We start from the raw sequence: 17,142 nt of genomic DNA on the forward strand, positions 1-17,142 counted from the left end.
CCTTCTGAACAGGATATAAATAATGTAATTGGCATCACGCCGGTGGTGCCATTAATGGTTTCGCGATAAACGAGCAATCTATTTTGTTTACTAAACGACGTTTTCTACCCTATTTTTGCACCCAGGCGCTGGGCGCTTTCAATGATAATATTTTCAAAAATGTACTGTTATTATTGGTTGCATTTGCAGCGCCAGGCACGCTGTTTCTTGATAGCAACCTGATTATCAACCTGGCCGCAGGCCTGTTTATCCTGCCGTTTTTCCTTTTTTCTGCCAGTGCCGGTTTGCTGGCTGATAAATATGAAAAATCATGGCTGATCCGCCGTATTAAACTCGCTGAAGTTGCGATCATGCTTTTGGCGGGTGGTGCATTGTTTACTGAAAGTTATTCTGTACTGTTACTGCTGCTATTTTTAATGGGAACGCAATCTGCGTTCTTTGGTCCGGTAAAATATGCTTTGCTTCCTCAGCACCTTAACGACAACGAGTTGGTGCCAGGGAATGCTCTTGTTGAGGCGGGTACGTTCCTCGCCATTCTATCCGGGACTTTGCTCGCAGGCTTGATTGCTGATCAGCCAAATGCTCACTATATTGCTGCCGTCGCGGTTATTGTATTTTCGATGCTGGGGTATCTGATTTCCCGGGCTATACCAGAGGCTCCAGCCAGTGATCCGGGTATTCGATTTGCATGGCGCCCTATCAAGCATACCGGGCAGGCTATTCAATTGGTCAAAGAAAATAAAACGGTCTACTCATGTATTTTGGCGATTAGCTGGTTTTGGTTCCTTGGTGCCAGCTATCTGACTCAGTTTGCCCAGTATACAAAACTGTACTTAGGCGGTAATGCAAGCGCGGTATCTGTCCTACTGGCATTGTTTTCAGTGGGTATTGCATTGGGTTCGCTGTTGTGTGACCGTTTGTCTGGCCACCGTATCGAACCGGGAATCGTTCCATTGGGAAGTCTTGGTTTAACGGTGTTTGGAGCTGATTTATTATTTTCGACGCCGTCTTCCGTACTGGTTTATACCGATATTATCGGGTTTATATGTAACCCCGCTTTGATGCGTGTTTACGTTGATTTACTTATGATCGGGATCTCCGGCGGATTATTCATTGTTCCTTTGTATGCCATGATGCAAAAGCGGGCTAAACGGGAACAATTGGCTCGAACAATTGCGGTGAATAACATTATAAATGCGATCTTTATGGTTGTGAGTGCGATAGCTGGAATGATTTTGCTGGGGCTTGCTGGAGTGAGTATTCCTCTGTTTTTCTTCATACTGGCAGTCATCAATGCCTTCGTAGCGCTATATATATTTCGCCAGGTACCTGAATTTATGCAGTGTTTTACTTCTTGGATTGCGGGTAACCGCGCGAGTAGCTAGCGAGATTGATAGAGTTACTTTCTTAAAGTATAGAGTTTAATATTTTCACGGCATTTGCTTTGTAGGCAAATGCCGTTTTTTGTATGTTTCTAGCAGCGTATCGGCTTCAAGGCCAAGCTATTAGCGAAATTGGTTCGCATCCGGTAAATAGTCAAAGCCAGCGTTAGCCAGTCGGGCAACCAGCTTGTCTTTGTCGATATCGTAATACTTAACCAAGCTGTCCAGGCTGCCAAATTCGTCACGGATCTTCATGTTGACAATGCTCATCAGCATGACCGGATCCATCGTATCAAATTTTTTCACGTCCATTATTTGTCCTCATGATCACTCATCAGTAAATTGGCGGCGGCAAAGGCAGCTCGCTCTCTGACTTCTTTCGGCACTTCTTTATTGGAAGCAACGTAATCCAGGGCTTTTATCGCGCAGTGGATTGCATTTGGGATATAGCCCAGTTCGCCACCGCCGATTTGGGCATAGGTCATTCGGATCAATTCGCAGCATTCATAGACTTTCATGAAATTTCCTTTAATTCGTTTACTCCCTATAGGCACTGAATGAGAACCTATAGGGAGTGGACGATTGATAGCCTTACTATAACAGAGGTGTTGGTCATGGTTATGGTAAAGATGGCCTTGCATAGAAGGGAGGGACGTTATTTGTTGCGTTTATGCCGGTATAGCTGCCGGTCGGCGCGGTCGACAATAGCTGTTGAGGTATCACCTTTTTGATATCCGGAAAAACCACACGAGGAGCCGATATTGAGTGTTCGTAGCGTATGGTCATCGTGCATTAGTTGTTGGACACGTTGGGCAACATGCAAGGCTGACTTGTCGGTTGCTGGCTGGAGAAGAACGGCGAACTCATCTCCGCCAATTCGGTAGCATCGGTCTGAAGCGCGAACGGCCTGCTTAAGGATAGTCGCAAAACGGCGTATAACCTTGTCGCCATCAAGGTGACCAAAGCGGTCATTGACTTGCTTGAAGTTATCCAAGTCAAACATCAGCAGTACCAGACCAACGTTTCTCCGTTCGCTCATCGCGATGGCGTGCTGTATATCTTGTTCAAAGCAGCTGCGGTTGCCAAGCCCTGACAGATAATCACGAAGCGCCATATTTTTGACTCGACGATATTCAATCGCATTCATTAACGGCCCGGCAAAGAGACGATGATAGGTATGAAGCAGGTTGATTTCGTCTTTGTCTAACGGATAAGGGGTGGAGTATTGTAGTTTGCCTAGTTCGTTTTCACCAAAACGCAGGATAAAACCTTGGCGGTATTGGGTTGCCTGGCCACGTCTGATTAAGGTGGATGTTTCGTCTAAATCCCAGACCAGACGGCTGATATCGATTTGTTTTTCGACTTCTCGAGCAAAAATCTCGAATAATAGGCCAAGATCTAGCTTCCCCTGGAGCTTTTGCAGGATCAGCAGGCGCTGATCAGCGCCAAGGGGTTTAGTCCTTGGTTTGCTATTTTCTGCAAAAATATTATTCCAAAGGGTCGGATCCATATCAGCGTCAAAAAAAAGATAGGGGGTTAACTATAGGCAATTATTACGCCATTTCAACACCTAGAGCATTTTTTTATTAATAAAATACTGATTTTATTTTAAAAAGTTGCGAAGGATCGTTTCTTGTTCGAGTGCATCATGATAACCAAGTTCGATTAAAGCGTTAATATATGCTGGTTCAAACAGAATATAGCTGGAAATAGCAGCATCATCTTTGGGACTCAGCCCGGTCAGGTGCATTAATGCCCGGGTCATTGGCGGCATGTGGCAGTAATACTTTCGAGCGAGGGGCTCAAAAGACTGGCTGGGGAAAAGATGGATATGCTCAACGATTTTCATGTTGATTTTCTGTTGCTCGGAAGCCGGTAAAGCCTGTAACAATTCATTGGTACGTGACAGGTGTTCAAGATCGGCTGTGAGGGTATCGCTGAAGACGGTATCCATTAGGTGGCCACTCAGTGCGGCTAGGCCGGGTGCAGAGGTATGATCTCTTTCATTGATTTTCTGGTTGATCAAATCGATGATCAGTATTTTGTCAGCCCCCATTTTTAACGAGGGCCGAAGAGGAGCAAGCTGGTGGATGGAACCGTCGCCATAATACGTCTGGCCGATTCGGGTCGCCGGAAAAACCAGAGGGATTGCCGCCGATGCCAACAAGTGCTCAGTGGTGATCAAAGAGCGGCGTCCCTTTGATTTTGCTCGATCCCACTCCTTAAGCTCCTTTTGCCCCTGAAAAAAGCTGACAGACTGCCCGCTCTTGTAGCTGGAGACGGTGATAGAGATCCCTTCTAGGTTTCCGGCAAGGATTTGTTTTTCCAGTCGTTCATAGTTATTTACTTGATTTAACAGCTGACGAAGCGGGCGATTATTTAGCAGCCCGAACGGAGGGCGTTCATGATGTTCGGCTTGCAGACGGGCAAACCATTGGCCGGCAAGGTAACTTGTCATGCCATAAGAGCTGGCGCTAAAGACTCGGCGACTATGGAGTCGCGACCAAATCCACTCCAACTTTTTGACGCCCAGGCGAAAACAAGAGGCATAACTGGCTATTGATATGACATTGATGGCACCGGCCGAGGTGCCGGAATAAATCGTGAATGGGCTGTGGTGAACTCGTGGGTACCATTCAGAAATGGCTTTGAGCACCCCGACTTGATAGGCCGCCCGGGCTCCGCCGCCTGATAATAATAAGCTGATTTTTGGCTTATCCTTTGCCATTCAAGCTGCTCTCTATTTCCCTTTATTATCCTTTACTATATACCGAAAGCTGTTGAAAATGCGCGACCCAGAACGTTTTCCGGAAATAAAAAAGCCTCCGCAAGGGAGGCTTTGTATTTAGTACCGAATCGGTAATTAAGCTAACTTCTGCTTAACAAAGTCAATGATATCGGATACAGCAACACTTTCTTTGGTGCCGGCACGACGGTCTTTGTATTCCATCTCGCCATTTTCCAGGCTGCGGTTACCGATAACGATAGTATGAGGGATACCGATCAGTTCATGATCTGCAAACATCACACCAGGGCGTTCTTTACGGTCATCAAATAGTACTTCGATACCGGCCGCAGTTAGTTCAGCATATAACTTTTCAGCGGCTTCTTTAACTTCGGCAGATTTCGCCATGTTCATCGGTACGATAGAAACCTGGAACGGTGCAATCGCACTTGGCCAGATAATACCGTTCTCGTCGTTGTTCTGCTCGATTGCAGCAGCCACTACGCGGGTACAGCCAATACCGTAACAACCCATTTCCATGATGGTGTTTTTACCATCTGGACCAAGAACGCCTGCGTTCATTGATTTTGAGTAGTTGTTACCCAACTGGAAGATATGACCAACTTCGATACCGCGCTTCAGTAGAAGGGTACCTTGGCCGCATGGACTAGGATCGCCTTCAACCACGTTACGTAGATCTTCAATTTGACCAAGTTCAACGTCACGGCCCCAGTTGATACCGAAGTAGTGCTTGTCGTCGATGTTGGCACCGGCGCCGAAGTCACTCATTACTGCCACTGAGCGGTCAACGATGAATGGTACTGGTAGGTTTACTGGGCCTAGAGAGCCAGGACCTGCGTTAACCAGGGCACGGATTTCTTCTTCGGTTGCAAACTCAAGTGGTGCTGCAACACAAGAAAGGTTTTCGGCCTTGATTTCGTTTAGCTCATGATCTCCACGGATGATCAGTGCAATAAGATCGGCTTCAACTTCATCGGATGCTTTAACAAACAGGGTTTTCACCGTGTTTTCGATAGCGATACCGTGTTGCTCAACTAGCTCTGCGATAGTTTTTGCATTTGGCGTATCAACCAGCGTCATCTCTGCGGTTGGTGCAGCACGTTCTGTCGTCGGTGCTAGCGCCTCTGCTTTTTCGATGTTTGCTGCGTAGTCTGAGTCCGTCGAGAAGGCAATCAGGTCTTCACCGCTTTCTGCCAGCACGTGGAACTCGTGAGAGCCAGAACCACCGATGGAACCGGTATCAGCCAGTACTGGACGGAAATCCAGACCCATGCGGCTGAATACGTTGCAGTATGCCTGGTGCATAGTTTCGTATGTTTCAACCAGGCTCTCTTTATCCAGGTGGAAAGAGTAGGCATCTTTCATGATGAACTCACGTGAGCGCATTACACCGAAGCGCGGGCGAACTTCGTCACGGAATTTAGTCTGGATCTGGTACAGGTTCAGAGGAAGCTGCTTGTAAGATTTCACTTCGTTGCGAACCATATCCGTGATCACTTCTTCGTGAGTCGGACCTAGTACAAACGGTCGGTCGTGGCGGTCTGCGATACGTAGAAGCTCGGGACCAAACTTGTCCCAGCGCCCAGTTTCTTCCCATAGTTCAGAGGGCTGAACCACGGGCATTAACGTTTCGACTGCACCGGCATTGTTCATTTCTTCACGAACAATGTTTTCGACCTTACGCAGAACACGCAGACCTGTAGGTAGCCAGGTATATAGACCTGAAGCCAGCTTACGGATCATACCTGCACGTAGCATCAGCTGGTGGCTGATAACTTCTGCGTCGTTTGGAGTCTCCTTCAGCGTTGAAAGAAGATATTTACTGGTACGCATTGATGGTATCCGTTGGTTGATATGAATGTGATAAGTGATGGGGACATCCCCAGCCGCTCAAAGAGGCGGTAACCGTATATACTACCAGCCATTTGTCTGTTCGCCAAAAAGAACAGGCAGGCGTGCGATTAATCTTGTCTATTTGCGACCGGCTTTTCCAGGGCAGTAACCGTCACTTTCTCGTCATCGACGGTGAACTTAACATTGTAGTCGAATAAGTGGACAGCATACTCCTTGCTGTCTGGTTTGCCTTTTTTATAGGCCGGGCGTGGGTCTTGCGCCAGTACTTCTTCAATCACGGCCCGGTGCCTTGTCGGTTGCTTGCCTGTCAGTTGAGATCCGGCCTTGTCGGTAAAGCTCACTGCTAAGGTATCAGGCTCATCGTTCGCAAAGCCGCCTGTTGCCAGTGGCAGGCTGTCGGAGTAGGGAATGTAGGGCTTGATATCAACAATGGGTGTTCCGTCAACCAAGTCAACTCCGCCCAGTTCGATAATTACATCTTTGCCGTCTTGGCGAATTCCCTTGAGCTCAACCGCAGACATACCGATGCCGTTAGGCCTAAAGGTTGCCCGGCTGGCAAACACACCAATCCGTTCATTGCCACCAAGGCGGGGGGGACGAACTGTCGGTCGCCAACCTGCCTCAAGGTTTTGATCAAACAAAAATAATAGCCATAGATGGCTGAACTGTTCAAGGCCCCGAACAGCTTCTAGTGCGTTGGCTTCTCCCTGGAGAACGATTTCTGAACGGGCACTTGGCACCAATCCAGGTTGACGCGGAACGGCAAATTTTTCCTTGTAGGGAGAGCGAATGATACCGATTGGCTCAATTTGATATGACATCTGAATAACGCCTTTTTTCTGATAGCGCAGAACATAGCATAAAAAAACACTTGACCATGACATGAGAATTATTATCAAATGTTATGTTATAACATATCGATAGTGATTTGCTACCAGATGAGGAACGAAAGATGAAACCAGGTATTCACCCCGAGTATCGTACCGTTGTATTTCACGATACGAGCGTTGATAAACATTTCTTGGTGGGTTCAACATTGAAAACGGATAAAACCATCACTTGGAAAGATGGTCAGGAATATCCTTATTACACCCTGGATGTGTCCTCGGAGTCACACCCGTTCTATACCGGCAAGCAACGTGTGATCAGTACTGAAGGCCGAATGGCAAACTTCAGCCGCCGATTTGGTCAATTTGGCACAAAGAAGGACAAGTAAAATGAAAGTATTGAGCTCGCTGAAAAGCGCGAAATCCCGTCACCGAGACTGTCAGGTGGTAAAACGACGAGGCCGTATTTTCGTCATCTGTAAATCCAACCCAAGGTTCAAAGCAGTACAAGGAAAGGCGAAGAAAAAATAGTGTTTTGCTGTTACTAAGCAAAGAGGCTTCCCAGGTAGGGAAGCCTCTTTGTTATTCATCAGAATTTAATAACAAGGTCTGTTGGTAAAAAGAGTTACCAACCTTTTACAATGCCACCTTGGAAAATCTCTTTTGCCGCGGTATATACCGCTTCTGATTGATAGGCTTTAACGAAAGCCTGTACGTTCTCAGCATTAACATTGTCTTGGCGAGCAACGATTAAGTTCACGTATGGTGATTCCTTGTCTTCGACAAATACACCGTCACGCTCGGGCGTTAGGTTAATGCTGCTGGCATACGTTGTATTGATGATCGCAAGTGCAACATCGTCAAGAGAACGTGGAAGTTGTGCCGCTTCTAACTCAACAATTTTCAGATTCTTAGCGCTGCCAACAATATCCAGTACCGTTGCAGTCAGGCCTGCACCTTCTTTTAGCTTCAGCAAGCCTTGCTGTTGAAGCAGCAACAGTGAACGGCCAAGGTTTGTTGGATCGTTTGGCACTGCAATCTGGTCACCATCCTTCAGCTCGTCAATTGACTTGATTTTGCTTGAGTAGGCAGCAATCGGATAAACGAAAGTATTGCCTGCGACGGCAAACTTGTAACCTTGATCCGTGACTTGCTGATCAAGGTATGGTTTGTGTTGGAAAGCATTGATATCGATAGAACCGTCTTCCAGTGCCGCATTGGGTGAGATGTAGTCAGTAAAGGTAATTAGTTCAACATCAAGCCCGTATTTGTCCTTGGCTTCCTTAGCTGCGACTTCTGCTACCTGAGCTTCTGCTCCTGCCATAACCCCAATTTTAATTTTGCTGTTATCGACTACGGTTTCTTTTTCTCCGCAACCGGTTAATACAAGAGCTGATGCCAAACCTGCGACAGCAAAAATATTCTTTAGATTAAACGCCATGTAACTTCTCCTTAAAGCGGGGTTTTCCGTAATACTAGATGGTAATTATTGATTAATGTTATTTTCTGTTTAGCGGTGATCGGCACGCTTGACCAGATGGTCGCCTACCGATTGAATGATTTGCACCAGAATGACCAGCATGACCACGGTGATCATCATGACGGTGCCATCAAAGCGCTGGTAGCCATAACGAATGCCGACATCGCCCAGCCCTCCGCCCCCGACTGTACCGGCCATGGCCGAGTAGCTAACCAGTGTTACTAAAGTAATAGTGACCGCATTGATGATCCCCGGCAGTGCCTCGGGAAGCAGCACCTTGTTGATGATCTGTCGTGGGGTGGCTCCCATAGCCTGAGCGGCTTCAACCAAGCCTGTTGGTACTTCCAGCAGAGCCCCTTCAACCAGGCGGGCAATAAAAGGAATTGCCCCAACAGTTAGCGGAACGACTGCCGCAGCGGTACCGATAGAGCTGCCGACAACAAAACGGGTAAACGGGATGATGGCAACGAGCAAAATAATAAACGGGATAGATCGACCGATATTAGTGACTGTGCCCAGTATCTTGTTCAGTGCCCTGTTCTCGAGTAGACCGTTGTCTTTGGTAAGGTGGAGAGCAACACCGGCAGGAATACCGATAGCAAAACCAATTAAGCCGGAAGAAAAAACCATCAGCAGCGTTTCGCCTAGCGCATCAACTAGCAAGTAGGTAAGGCGTTCGTTGGCTTGCCACCAGTTAGCAATAGACTCAAGCAACATAACCCAATACCTCTACATTAACTTTGTGATCACGAAGGAAAGCAATTGCTTGCTCTGCGGCTTGCTCGGTACCAAATAACTCGGCCAGCATCAGGCCAAACTTTACGCCGCCGGCATAGTCCATGTCAGAGCTTAGAATGCTGATATCAATGTTGAATTCCCGAGCAACTTGGCTGATCAGCGGGGCATCAACCGATGCTCCGGTAAATTCAAGCCGTACTAAGGGGTAACTGTTATCAACACGCTGATCGACAAGTCGTGCCTTGTAATCTTCAGGGATGGATAAATCCAGCGTCGAGCGGATGAAGTTGCGAGCCAGCTCTGTTTTAGGGTGGGCAAAAATTTCGCCGACAGGCCCTTTTTCTACCAGTTCGCCGTCGCCAATAATAGCCACTTCTGCACAGATGCTTTTTACCACGTCCATTTCATGGGTGATCAGCAAAATAGTGAGATTAAGCTTGCGGTTGATCTCTTTTAGCAGCTCGAGAATCGACTGGGTAGTCGCCGGATCCAGTGCACTGGTTGCTTCATCACACAGTAAAACTTTAGGGTCGGACGCCAATGCTCGGGCAATCGCAACACGTTGTTTCTGGCCACCACTCAGGTTTGACGGGTAAGACTCACTTTTGTCGACCAGCCCAACCAGCTGTAATAGCTCGTTAACCTTGGTTTTGGTGTCAGCTTTTGTTGTTCCTGCGAGTTCAAGTGGCAGGGCAATATTGTCAAAAACTGTACGGGATGAAAGCAGGTTGAAATGCTGGAAAATCATGCCAATTTTGCGGCGTGCTAACGTCAGGTCTTGATTGGAAAGCTGGGTTAGATCGATACCGTCAACAATAACGTGGCCATTGGTTGGTTTTTCCAGCAGATTGACGCAACGGATCAGGGTACTTTTCCCTGCACCGGAAGAGCCGATTACGCCGAAGATGGTGCCTTGCTCAATGGTAAGATTGATATCACGCAGTGCGTTGATTTCCTTCTCCCCCTGATAGAACACTTTATTTACTCTATTTATTTCTATCATCGAACTTCCTAAACCGTATACCAGTTGCCATGGCAAATTTTACAAGGATAAAAGCTTGTAAACACTGGTATATCGTAATGCTGTTTGTTGTATTTACTTTGTCATTGTTTTGTGCGAAAAGTGTTTACTAACCGCATCTGTTGTTGATGCTAGGGTGTCTAGACGGCTAAGTCAATAGATATTTTTACGTCTGGACGTCTAAATGGCCTTGTGGATCATTCGTTGGGTTATGGTGGATTGAGATAAACAGATGAATCCCTGCCTTAGCCATGCCATAATTTGCCTTAATATATATAGACAGAGGGCTGACTTTTGGCCAAACCAGCAGTTTTTATCGATCGTGACGGCGTGATTAACGTCGATCATGGTTACGTTCATACCGTTGATGACTTTGAATACGTTGAAGGCGTGTTTGAAGCGTGCAAAAAATTCAAAGAAATGGGGTATCTGCTTGTTCTGGTAACCAACCAGGCCGGGATTGCCCGTGGTATGTACACCGAAGATGAATTCCTGACTCTGACCGAGTGGATGGACTGGAACTTTGTCGATAACGGCGTTGAGTTTGACGGTATCTATTACTGCCCCCACCATCCGAAAGAAGGAAAGGGTGATTACCTGCAAGACTGTGAGTGCCGTAAGCCCAAGCCTGGTATGTTTATTTCTGCTCGTGACTTTTTGAAAATCGACATGGCGAGCTCGGTAATGATTGGCGATAAAGCCGATGACATGAAGGCCGCGGCAGCTGCGGAGGTGGGTACTAAAATACTGGTGCGCACTGGTAAGCCTGTCACCGATGCGGGCGAAGCTCTGGCCAGCGTGGTCCTAGACAGTGTTGCGGATGTTCCGGGTTGGTTAGCCTCCCGCTAATTCATATCCAGCGCCAGTTCCTGAATAAAAGGTCGTAATCGCGGCCTTTTTTATTGTGCGACCTTGCTTCTAGTCTTTGTATCAACTATCCGTATCAACCCCCAATTAGTCCTCAATAGTCTCTTTGGGTTGCTCCGAAATAATCCCTTTCTGTTGAACTCATTACTTTGATTGAAAAGCTGAAATCTCTCCTTGCTGCTATCTTTTAATTATTAGGGATCATTCTTAGTAATAAGTCAGACAAGGAGTTAGTCGATACATGCTGTCGTATTTTTTGCATCGCATGGCCTTGGTGATACCGACGTTTTTGGGCATTACGGTCCTCATATTTGCCATCACCCGTCTGGTTCCCGGCGGGCCTGTCGAGCGAATGCTGGCCAATATGCAGTTTCAGGGTGACGGGGCAGCCGCGATGACTGCTGCTGGTGGAAGCTCAGCACTATCTGACGATCAGCTGGCCGAGCTGAATGCATTTTATGGCCTGGATAAACCGGTTTATCAGGCTTATTGGGAATGGCTGAGCAAGCTAGTCCGCTTTGATCTCGGTGAATCAACCCGTTATTACGAGCCCGTGACAGGCATGATTGCCGAAAGGCTGCCTGTGTCGTTATTTTATGGCGGGATGACTTTTTTTATTAGCTATTTTATTTCCATCCCGTTGGGGTACTACAAGGCCGTGAAGCATGGTTCGGTCTTTGATTCCGGCTCCTCCATTCTGATTTTCATTGGTTATGCGCTGCCCGGTTATGTTGTCGGTGTCTTGCTTATAACATTATTCAGCTATCACCTGGAATGGTTTCCCATGGGGGGCTTTGTGGGTGATGATTTCGAAGATTATGAGACTGTTTCTGAAAAAGTCTCGGATCTTTTCTGGCATGCCGTTCTTCCGCTGATCTGCTATTTGATTGGAGACTTCGCCACCCTGACTATGACGATGAAGAACAATCTGATGGAAAATTTGTCGTCGGACTATATTCGAACGGCTATTGCTAAGGGGCTTCCTTTTCGCGCTGCAGTACGCAGGCATGCGCTTCGGAACAGCTTGATCCCAATAGCGAGCCATTTCGGTAACTCATTGCTGTTCTTTATGACGGGCTCTTTTCTGATTGAAGTTATTTTCAATATCGATGGGATCGGCTTGTTGGGCTATGAATCCATTATGCAGCGTGACTACCCCGTAGTGATGGGCATTGTTGCCATTAATGCGGCGATGTTAATGGTCGGGAATATCTTATCGGATATCTGTGTGGCATTGGCTGATCCTAGAGTTCGGTTTGGAGCTTGAGCAGATGACATTGAACCCTCTAACCATCAAAAAAATAAGGCGCTTCAAAGCGATCAAGCGTGGGTATTGGTCCTTTGTCCTGTTGTCGTTGCTATTGGTGTTGTCTCTGTTTGCCGAACTACTGATTAATAGCAAAGCGCTAGTCGTTAAATACAACGGAGTCTATAGTTTTCCTGTACTTAGTGATGTGAAGTCGGGTACGGACTACGGTCTAAGCTACAGTAATGAACCTGATTACCAGGCAATGAGCCTGCAATTTTTGGCTGAGGGTGGGGATAACTATGTTCTTATGCCGTTAGTGCCATGGGACCCGTTTGAGCAGGACTTTAGCGGCGATTACCCACCGACGGCACCCAGCTTTGAAGACAAGCACTATCTCGGCACCGATGTAATAGGCCGCGATATTCTTGCCCGCTTAGTTTACGGTTTCAGAACAGCGATGGGTTTTGCTTTGATCACTATGGCTATTTCCTATGCCATAGGCACTGCTGTTGGCTGCGCGATGGGGTTTTGGGGCGGAAAATTCGATTTGTTCGTGCAGCGGCTAATTGAAGTGTGGTCAATGGTACCGTTTTTATACGTCATTATGATTCTGGTTTCTATCACCCAGCCGACCTTTACGCTGTTTGTTGCCATCAATGTATTGTTTGGCTGGATGGGGATGACTTGGTACATGCGAACGATGACCTACAAGGAATCAGCCCGTGAGTATGTGATGGCAGCCAAAGCGCTTGGCGCATCAACATTTAGGATTATTTTTCATCATATTCTTCCCAATACCATGGTGATGATTGTGACATTGGCCCCCTTTAATATCGCTGCCAATATCACTGCGTTAACAGCGTTGGACTATCTAGGGCTCGGGCTAATGCCACCGACGCCGAGCTGGGGAGAGCTGTTGCAGCAAGGAAAATCGAATTTGGATTCACCCTGGATAGTTGTCTCAGTCGTATCGGCTATCGTACTGGTGTTAATCATGGTGACATTTATTGGTGAAGCGATTCGCGCGGCTTTCGATCCGAAGAAGTTCACTCGTTATATTTAATAGTTGCTAACACAGGATGTGAGAATGGATAAAAGTATAAAACTTGCCGTACTGTCAGTTTTCATGGGACTAAGCTGTGTAGCCACCGCAAGTACGTTACCTGAAGATTTAGAGTGGATCTCTAATATGAATGAGCCTTTATTTGCGTCTGAACAGGCGAAACGAGGCGGGACGTTCCGATCTTTTATGGCGAGTTTTCCGCAAACTTTGCGAAGTGTCGGCCCAGACGCCAATTCGGGGCTGAGACATTATTTTATGGATGGTACGCCTAAACTGGCAGCAAGGCACCCCAATACCGGAAAGTGGATTCCTCAATTGGCTGAAGCATGGGCGTTTGGCAATGATTTCAAAACGGTCTATTTCAAATTAAATACCGAGGCCGAATGGTCTGATGGTGAGCCTATTACGGCTGATGACTATTTGTTCATGCTGAAATACTACCGTTCGAAAGATATTATTGATCCTTGGTATAACGATTTTTTCACCAACTCTATCGATACGATTGTCAAATATGGCGATCATACCATCGCCATTATTGCCCAAACAGCCAAAAGCAATGATGAACTGATGGTAATGATTAATTTACCCAGTAACGGTCTGCAGCCCCGCCCTGAACATTTCTTTAAGCCTGATAAAGATACCAACAATGATGGCATCGATGATAATTTTGTCCGCAAATATAACTTCAAGAGTGAGCCGACGGCGGGAGCCTATTTCCTCGATAATGTGAAAAAGGGGAAAAGCGTTACCTTTAAGCACATAGGAAAGGATTGGTGGGGCTATGGGAACCGCTATTACCAGAATCGTTACAATGTCGATAAAATCCGTCTTCGTGTGATCCGTGACAATGATATTGCCCGCAAGCATTTTGAAAAAGGGGACTTGGATACATTTGGCCTGGTACTGCCTCAACTCTGGCATGACAAATCAAACAGCCAGCCTTACCAAAAAGGCTATATTCATAAATTCTGGGGCTATAACCAAGTCGCACAAGGGGCTGGTGGAATATGGATTAATACGGCAAAGCCTCCGTTGGACAATATCGACGTCCGCAAAGGGCTGACTTATGCGACTGATTTTGACGGCATGATTAAGAATGTCCTGCGGGGCGATTATGTCCGTAAGCCGCATGGTTTGGGGTTCGGACATGGTGACTATGACCGTACCGACAACAAGCCGCCAGAATTTAATCCCGAGTTAGCCGCTCAATTTTTTACCAAAGCCGGCTTCGAGATTATTGGCCCTGATGGTATTCGCGTTAACAAACAGGGCCTGAGGTTGAGTTTTGCCGTTACCTATGGCTTTCCTATTTGGTCGCCACGTATTGCTTATCTAAAAGAGCAAGCGAAGCTAGCTGGTTTGGAGTTGACGCTGAACCTTGTCGATGGCTCTTCTGCCTTCAAGTATATCCTGGAGAAAAAGCATGATCTCGCCTTCTTGAACATGGGGGGAGGGGAGATCCCTGCCTATTGGGAATACTTGCACTCAAAGAATGTGAAACCCCAAACGAATAATCACGCTAATTACAGCTCACCAGCTCTCGACGCTAAAATTGACGCATTCAAGAGCGAGTTTGATGTGAGAAAGCGCTATCAGATCTCTCATACTATCCAGAAGATGGTTACCGAGGCCTATATTATTGTGCCTGGATACATGGTCCCTTATACCCGAGAGGCGCATTGGCGTTGGATACAATATCCAGCTCCGGGGATGACAAAGAAAACAGAGTCAATCTTTTATCCGGTGGAGCTAGGTACTTTCTGGATTGATGTGGATATCAAGAAAGAAACCAAAGCGGCGATGAAGCAAGGCAAAGTTTTTGAACCTGTTACTGTCATCGATGACGCTTACAAGCTGTAAAGCTGAATGAAGAAAGTAGTAAGGAGAAGCCGTATGTCTTCTGATGTCATTTTAAGTGTCCGAGATCTTGAAACGGAGTTTATGACTGATGATGGTGTATCAAAGATCCTCCATGGTGTTAGCTTTGATGTGCATAAGGGGCGAACCCTCGGTCTTGTCGGTGAGTCAGGCTGTGGGAAGAGCGTTACCGCGCTGTCGATTATGGGATTATTGCCCAAGCCGTATGGTTATATTACCCGAGGGGAAATTTTATATCGGGGAACAGATTTGGTGGGGCTTCCCGCAACAGAGATGTACGCCATGCGGGGAAATTGTATCTCCATCATTTTCCAAGATCCGATGACCGCGTTGAACCCTGTATATTCTGTTGGCAGGCAACTTAACGAAGTTCTTGAGCTACACCGCCCCGAATTAAGTAAAAAAGACAGGATAGCCTATTCACTAGAAATGCTGCGCAAAGTGCGTATTCCGATGCCGGACAAAAGGCTGAAAGAGTACCCGCACAACCTGTCGGGTGGGATGAGGCAACGAGTCATGATTGCAATGGCGCTTGCCTGTCGGCCTGACATACTCATTTGTGACGAGCCGACTACGGCACTGGATGTTACGGTACAGGCACAGATCCTTGATCTTATGGTTGAATTACAAGAAGAAACGGGAATGGCAATGATCTTCATTACTCATGATTTGGGAGTCGTTGCTGAAATTTGTGATGATGTATCGGTGATGTACGACGGGAGGGTAGTTGAACATGCAAATGTCTATGATTTGTTTGATCGCCCGCAACACCCCTATACCGAGCGGCTGCTGGGGTTAATGCCTAGTCTGAATAATGATCCTAAGCAACCGATAGACATTAAACCGATTAACCCAGCATTGTTTCCGGAATTTAAAGGGTAGTTTTTACGAGAGCTCTGAGTAGCAACCCGTAGATAAGGATCTAGTTATGGATGAAATTCTTCGTATTGAGTCTCTCAAGCAACACTTTGTCTCGGGGAAAGGGATCTTCAGAAAAGGTTATATAGTGAAAGCCGTTGATGGCGTTTCGTTTTCGGTAGCCAGAGGGGAGACGTTGGGCCTTGTTGGTGAGTCTGGTTGTGGTAAAAGTACGTTAGGCCGGACCATCCTCAAACTCTATGAACCAACAGAAGGTAGGATTTACTTTAAGGGTAAGGATATTACGACGTTTTCACCTAAACAGATGCGTACACTTCGTAAAGATATGCAGATCGTATTTCAAGACCCAATGGAGTCACTCAATCAACGCCATACTGTTGGTATGATTTTGGAAGAGCCCTTCATCATCCATAAAATAGGCACATCTAAACAGCGCAAGGAATGGGTAAAGGAATTGCTTGTTAAGGTGGAGTTGCCTGAGAGTGCTGTTCATCGTTACCCTCATGAATTCTCGGGAGGACAGCGACAGCGTATTGGTATAGCCCGGGCGATTGCCTTAAAACCCAAATTGTTAATTTGCGATGAGTCAGTTTCTGCACTGGATGTTTCAGTGCAGGCGCAGATATTGAATTTGTTGCTCCAGCTGCAAAAAGAAATGGATTTAGCAATGATATTTATCTCTCATGATTTGTCAGTGGTCAGGAATATCTCAGATCGAGTGGCGGTAATGTATTTAGGTAAAATCGTCGAGCTTGGTGATGTAAAAGATATTTATGAGTTTCCACAAGACAGTTATACCAAGATGCTACTTGCAGCGATTCCAGCAACTCATCCAAGAGATCGTACAAGAAAAAAGTCCAACCGGATGACTGAATACGTAGCCTGATGAAAGGAAGTACCAAATACGGTATTTTCCTGCTTTCAAAGTGGCCTATTTTTACTTCTTTGGCTAAAGTTTGTTCGGTTGGCTGATTGTGTGGCATTTTTTTAAAAATCACCCTTGCCAATGCGATCGAACTCTCTATAATGCGACCTCACTGACACGGAGCGCGGCGCTAAGCCAGCAACGATTTGTCAGTTTGTTCTTTAACAATTTGACCATGCAATCTGTGTGGGCACTCGTGAAAGAGTTAAGTCGAAAGATTTATCAATGAACTG

17 protein-coding genes and 1 pseudogene are annotated in these 17,142 nt (G+C 46.6%); 9 read left to right on the forward strand and 9 right to left on the reverse strand.

Translation table 11 applies throughout. From position 1 onward, the window contains the following. Window positions 1-65 precede the first annotated feature (65 nt). A pseudogene (locus tag EDI28_RS22285) lies at window positions 66-1,361 on the forward strand (MFS transporter); the annotation flags it as partial. Window positions 1,362-1,505: 144 nt separating this feature from the next. On the opposite strand, the gene EDI28_RS22290 reads toward EDI28_RS22285, so the two are convergent. The 6 genes from EDI28_RS22290 to tsaA all read right to left on the reverse strand — a co-directional run bounded on the left by EDI28_RS22290 (window position 1,506) and on the right by tsaA (window position 6,803). Next, window positions 1,506-1,694, reverse strand: a complete 189-nt coding sequence (locus tag EDI28_RS22290; protein ID WP_128786087.1) for a DUF4250 domain-containing protein — start codon at window positions 1,692-1,694, stop codon at window positions 1,506-1,508. After that, window positions 1,694-1,900 (reverse strand): YaeP family protein, encoded by a 207-nt coding sequence (locus tag EDI28_RS22295; RefSeq protein WP_128786088.1) that lies wholly within the window; start codon window positions 1,898-1,900, stop codon window positions 1,694-1,696. Before EDI28_RS22295 ends, EDI28_RS22290 begins: the two co-directional genes overlap by 1 nt. A 137-nt stretch (window positions 1,901-2,037) precedes the next feature. Next, the gene (locus tag EDI28_RS22300; protein WP_128786089.1) at window positions 2,038-2,892 is read right to left on the reverse strand and encodes a GGDEF domain-containing protein; all 855 of its coding nucleotides are present in this window, start codon (window positions 2,890-2,892) and stop codon (window positions 2,038-2,040) included. 93 nt (window positions 2,893-2,985) lie between these two features. After that, entirely contained in the window at window positions 2,986-4,110 is a 1,125-nt protein-coding gene (locus tag EDI28_RS22305) for a patatin-like phospholipase family protein (protein WP_128786090.1), read from the reverse strand. A gap of 135 nt (window positions 4,111-4,245) precedes the next feature. Further along, window positions 4,246-5,961, reverse strand: a complete 1,716-nt coding sequence (locus tag EDI28_RS22310) for a proline--tRNA ligase (RefSeq protein WP_128786091.1) — start codon at window positions 5,959-5,961, stop codon at window positions 4,246-4,248. Between the two features lie 128 nt (window positions 5,962-6,089). Beyond that, entirely contained in the window at window positions 6,090-6,803 is a 714-nt protein-coding gene (gene tsaA / locus EDI28_RS22315) for a tRNA (N6-threonylcarbamoyladenosine(37)-N6)-methyltransferase TrmO (RefSeq protein WP_128786092.1), read from the reverse strand. Between the two features lie 131 nt (window positions 6,804-6,934). On the opposite strand from tsaA, the gene EDI28_RS22320 reads away from it, so the two are divergent. Both EDI28_RS22320 and ykgO read left to right on the forward strand, forming a co-directional pair. Then, on the forward strand, window positions 6,935-7,198 hold the full coding sequence (locus EDI28_RS22320; protein WP_128786093.1) for a type B 50S ribosomal protein L31: 264 nt from the start codon (window positions 6,935-6,937) through the stop codon (window positions 7,196-7,198). Between the two features lies 1 nt (window position 7,199). Continuing rightward, window positions 7,200-7,340 carry a type B 50S ribosomal protein L36 gene (ykgO, locus tag EDI28_RS22325; RefSeq protein WP_128786094.1) on the forward strand — a complete coding sequence of 47 codons (141 nt, stop codon included), beginning with the start codon at window positions 7,200-7,202 and terminating at the stop codon, window positions 7,338-7,340. 94 nt (window positions 7,341-7,434) lie between these two features. Here ykgO and metQ read toward each other — a convergent pair whose 3' ends face one another. The 3 genes from metQ to metN all read right to left on the reverse strand — a co-directional run bounded on the left by metQ (window position 7,435) and on the right by metN (window position 10,030). Beyond that, window positions 7,435-8,250, reverse strand: a complete 816-nt coding sequence (gene metQ / locus EDI28_RS22330; protein WP_128786095.1) for a methionine ABC transporter substrate-binding lipoprotein MetQ — start codon at window positions 8,248-8,250, stop codon at window positions 7,435-7,437. A 69-nt stretch (window positions 8,251-8,319) separates the two neighbouring features. Further along, window positions 8,320-9,006 (reverse strand): methionine ABC transporter permease, encoded by a 687-nt coding sequence (locus tag EDI28_RS22335; RefSeq protein WP_128786096.1) that lies wholly within the window; start codon window positions 9,004-9,006, stop codon window positions 8,320-8,322. Further along, window positions 8,996-10,030 (reverse strand): methionine ABC transporter ATP-binding protein MetN, encoded by a 1,035-nt coding sequence (gene metN / locus EDI28_RS22340; protein ID WP_128786097.1) that lies wholly within the window; start codon window positions 10,028-10,030, stop codon window positions 8,996-8,998. The genes EDI28_RS22335 and metN overlap by 11 nt, the downstream gene beginning before the upstream one ends. Window positions 10,031-10,342: 312 nt before the next feature. Here metN and gmhB point away from each other — a divergent pair, with 312 nt between their 5' ends. From gmhB to EDI28_RS22370, 6 genes are all read left to right on the forward strand, one after another. Next, a complete protein-coding gene (gmhB, locus tag EDI28_RS22345) occupies window positions 10,343-10,897 on the forward strand; it encodes a D-glycero-beta-D-manno-heptose 1,7-bisphosphate 7-phosphatase (RefSeq protein WP_128786098.1) in 555 nt (184 codons plus the stop codon). 259 nt (window positions 10,898-11,156) lie between these two features. After that, entirely contained in the window at window positions 11,157-12,182 is a 1,026-nt protein-coding gene (locus tag EDI28_RS22350; protein WP_128786099.1) for an ABC transporter permease, read from the forward strand. 4 nt (window positions 12,183-12,186) lie between these two features. Then, complete coding sequence (locus EDI28_RS22355) at window positions 12,187-13,227, forward strand: ABC transporter permease subunit (RefSeq protein ID WP_128786100.1); 1,041 nt, start codon at window positions 12,187-12,189, stop codon at window positions 13,225-13,227. Window positions 13,228-13,290: 63 nt separating this feature from the next. Then, window positions 13,291-15,087 (forward strand): extracellular solute-binding protein, encoded by a 1,797-nt coding sequence (locus tag EDI28_RS22360; RefSeq protein ID WP_428430976.1) that lies wholly within the window; start codon window positions 13,291-13,293, stop codon window positions 15,085-15,087. Between the two features lie 33 nt (window positions 15,088-15,120). Continuing rightward, complete coding sequence (locus tag EDI28_RS22365; RefSeq protein ID WP_128786102.1) at window positions 15,121-15,987, forward strand: ABC transporter ATP-binding protein; 867 nt, start codon at window positions 15,121-15,123, stop codon at window positions 15,985-15,987. A gap of 46 nt (window positions 15,988-16,033) precedes the next feature. Further along, window positions 16,034-16,870, forward strand: coding sequence for an ABC transporter ATP-binding protein (locus tag EDI28_RS22370; protein ID WP_128786103.1), 837 nt, complete (start codon window positions 16,034-16,036; stop codon window positions 16,868-16,870). Window positions 16,871-17,142: the final 272 nt, after the last annotated feature.

This window comes from Photobacterium chitinilyticum (assembly GCF_004104355.1).
GTDB classification, from domain to species: domain Bacteria; phylum Pseudomonadota; class Gammaproteobacteria; order Enterobacterales; family Vibrionaceae; genus Photobacterium; species Photobacterium chitinilyticum.

Bases quoted from the DNA above. Each gene is read 5' to 3' on its own strand.
- EDI28_RS22290 (WP_128786087.1), bottom strand. From the start codon at position 1,694: ATGGACGTGAAAAAATTTGATACGATGGATCCGGTCATGCTGATGAGC.
- EDI28_RS22295 (WP_128786088.1), bottom strand. From the start codon at position 1,900: ATGAAAGTCTATGAATGCTGCGAATTGATCCGAATGACCTATGCCCAA.
- EDI28_RS22300 (WP_128786089.1), bottom strand. From the start codon at position 2,892: ATGGATCCGACCCTTTGGAATAATATTTTTGCAGAAAATAGCAAACCA.
- EDI28_RS22305 (WP_128786090.1), bottom strand. From the start codon at position 4,110: ATGGCAAAGGATAAGCCAAAAATCAGCTTATTATTATCAGGCGGCGGA.
- EDI28_RS22310 (WP_128786091.1), bottom strand. From the start codon at position 5,961: ATGCGTACCAGTAAATATCTTCTTTCAACGCTGAAGGAGACTCCAAAC.
- tsaA (WP_128786092.1), bottom strand. From the start codon at position 6,803: ATGTCATATCAAATTGAGCCAATCGGTATCATTCGCTCTCCCTACAAG.
- EDI28_RS22320 (WP_128786093.1), top strand. From the start codon at position 6,935: ATGAAACCAGGTATTCACCCCGAGTATCGTACCGTTGTATTTCACGAT.
- ykgO (WP_128786094.1), top strand. From the start codon at position 7,200: ATGAAAGTATTGAGCTCGCTGAAAAGCGCGAAATCCCGTCACCGAGAC.
- metQ (WP_128786095.1), bottom strand. From the start codon at position 8,250: ATGGCGTTTAATCTAAAGAATATTTTTGCTGTCGCAGGTTTGGCATCA.
- EDI28_RS22335 (WP_128786096.1), bottom strand. From the start codon at position 9,006: ATGTTGCTTGAGTCTATTGCTAACTGGTGGCAAGCCAACGAACGCCTT.
- metN (WP_128786097.1), bottom strand. From the start codon at position 10,030: ATGATAGAAATAAATAGAGTAAATAAAGTGTTCTATCAGGGGGAGAAG.
- EDI28_RS22350 (WP_128786099.1), top strand. From the start codon at position 11,157: ATGCTGTCGTATTTTTTGCATCGCATGGCCTTGGTGATACCGACGTTT.
- EDI28_RS22355 (WP_128786100.1), top strand. From the start codon at position 12,187: ATGACATTGAACCCTCTAACCATCAAAAAAATAAGGCGCTTCAAAGCG.
- EDI28_RS22360 (WP_428430976.1), top strand. From the start codon at position 13,291: ATGGGACTAAGCTGTGTAGCCACCGCAAGTACGTTACCTGAAGATTTA.
- EDI28_RS22365 (WP_128786102.1), top strand. From the start codon at position 15,121: ATGTCTTCTGATGTCATTTTAAGTGTCCGAGATCTTGAAACGGAGTTT.
- EDI28_RS22370 (WP_128786103.1), top strand. From the start codon at position 16,034: ATGGATGAAATTCTTCGTATTGAGTCTCTCAAGCAACACTTTGTCTCG.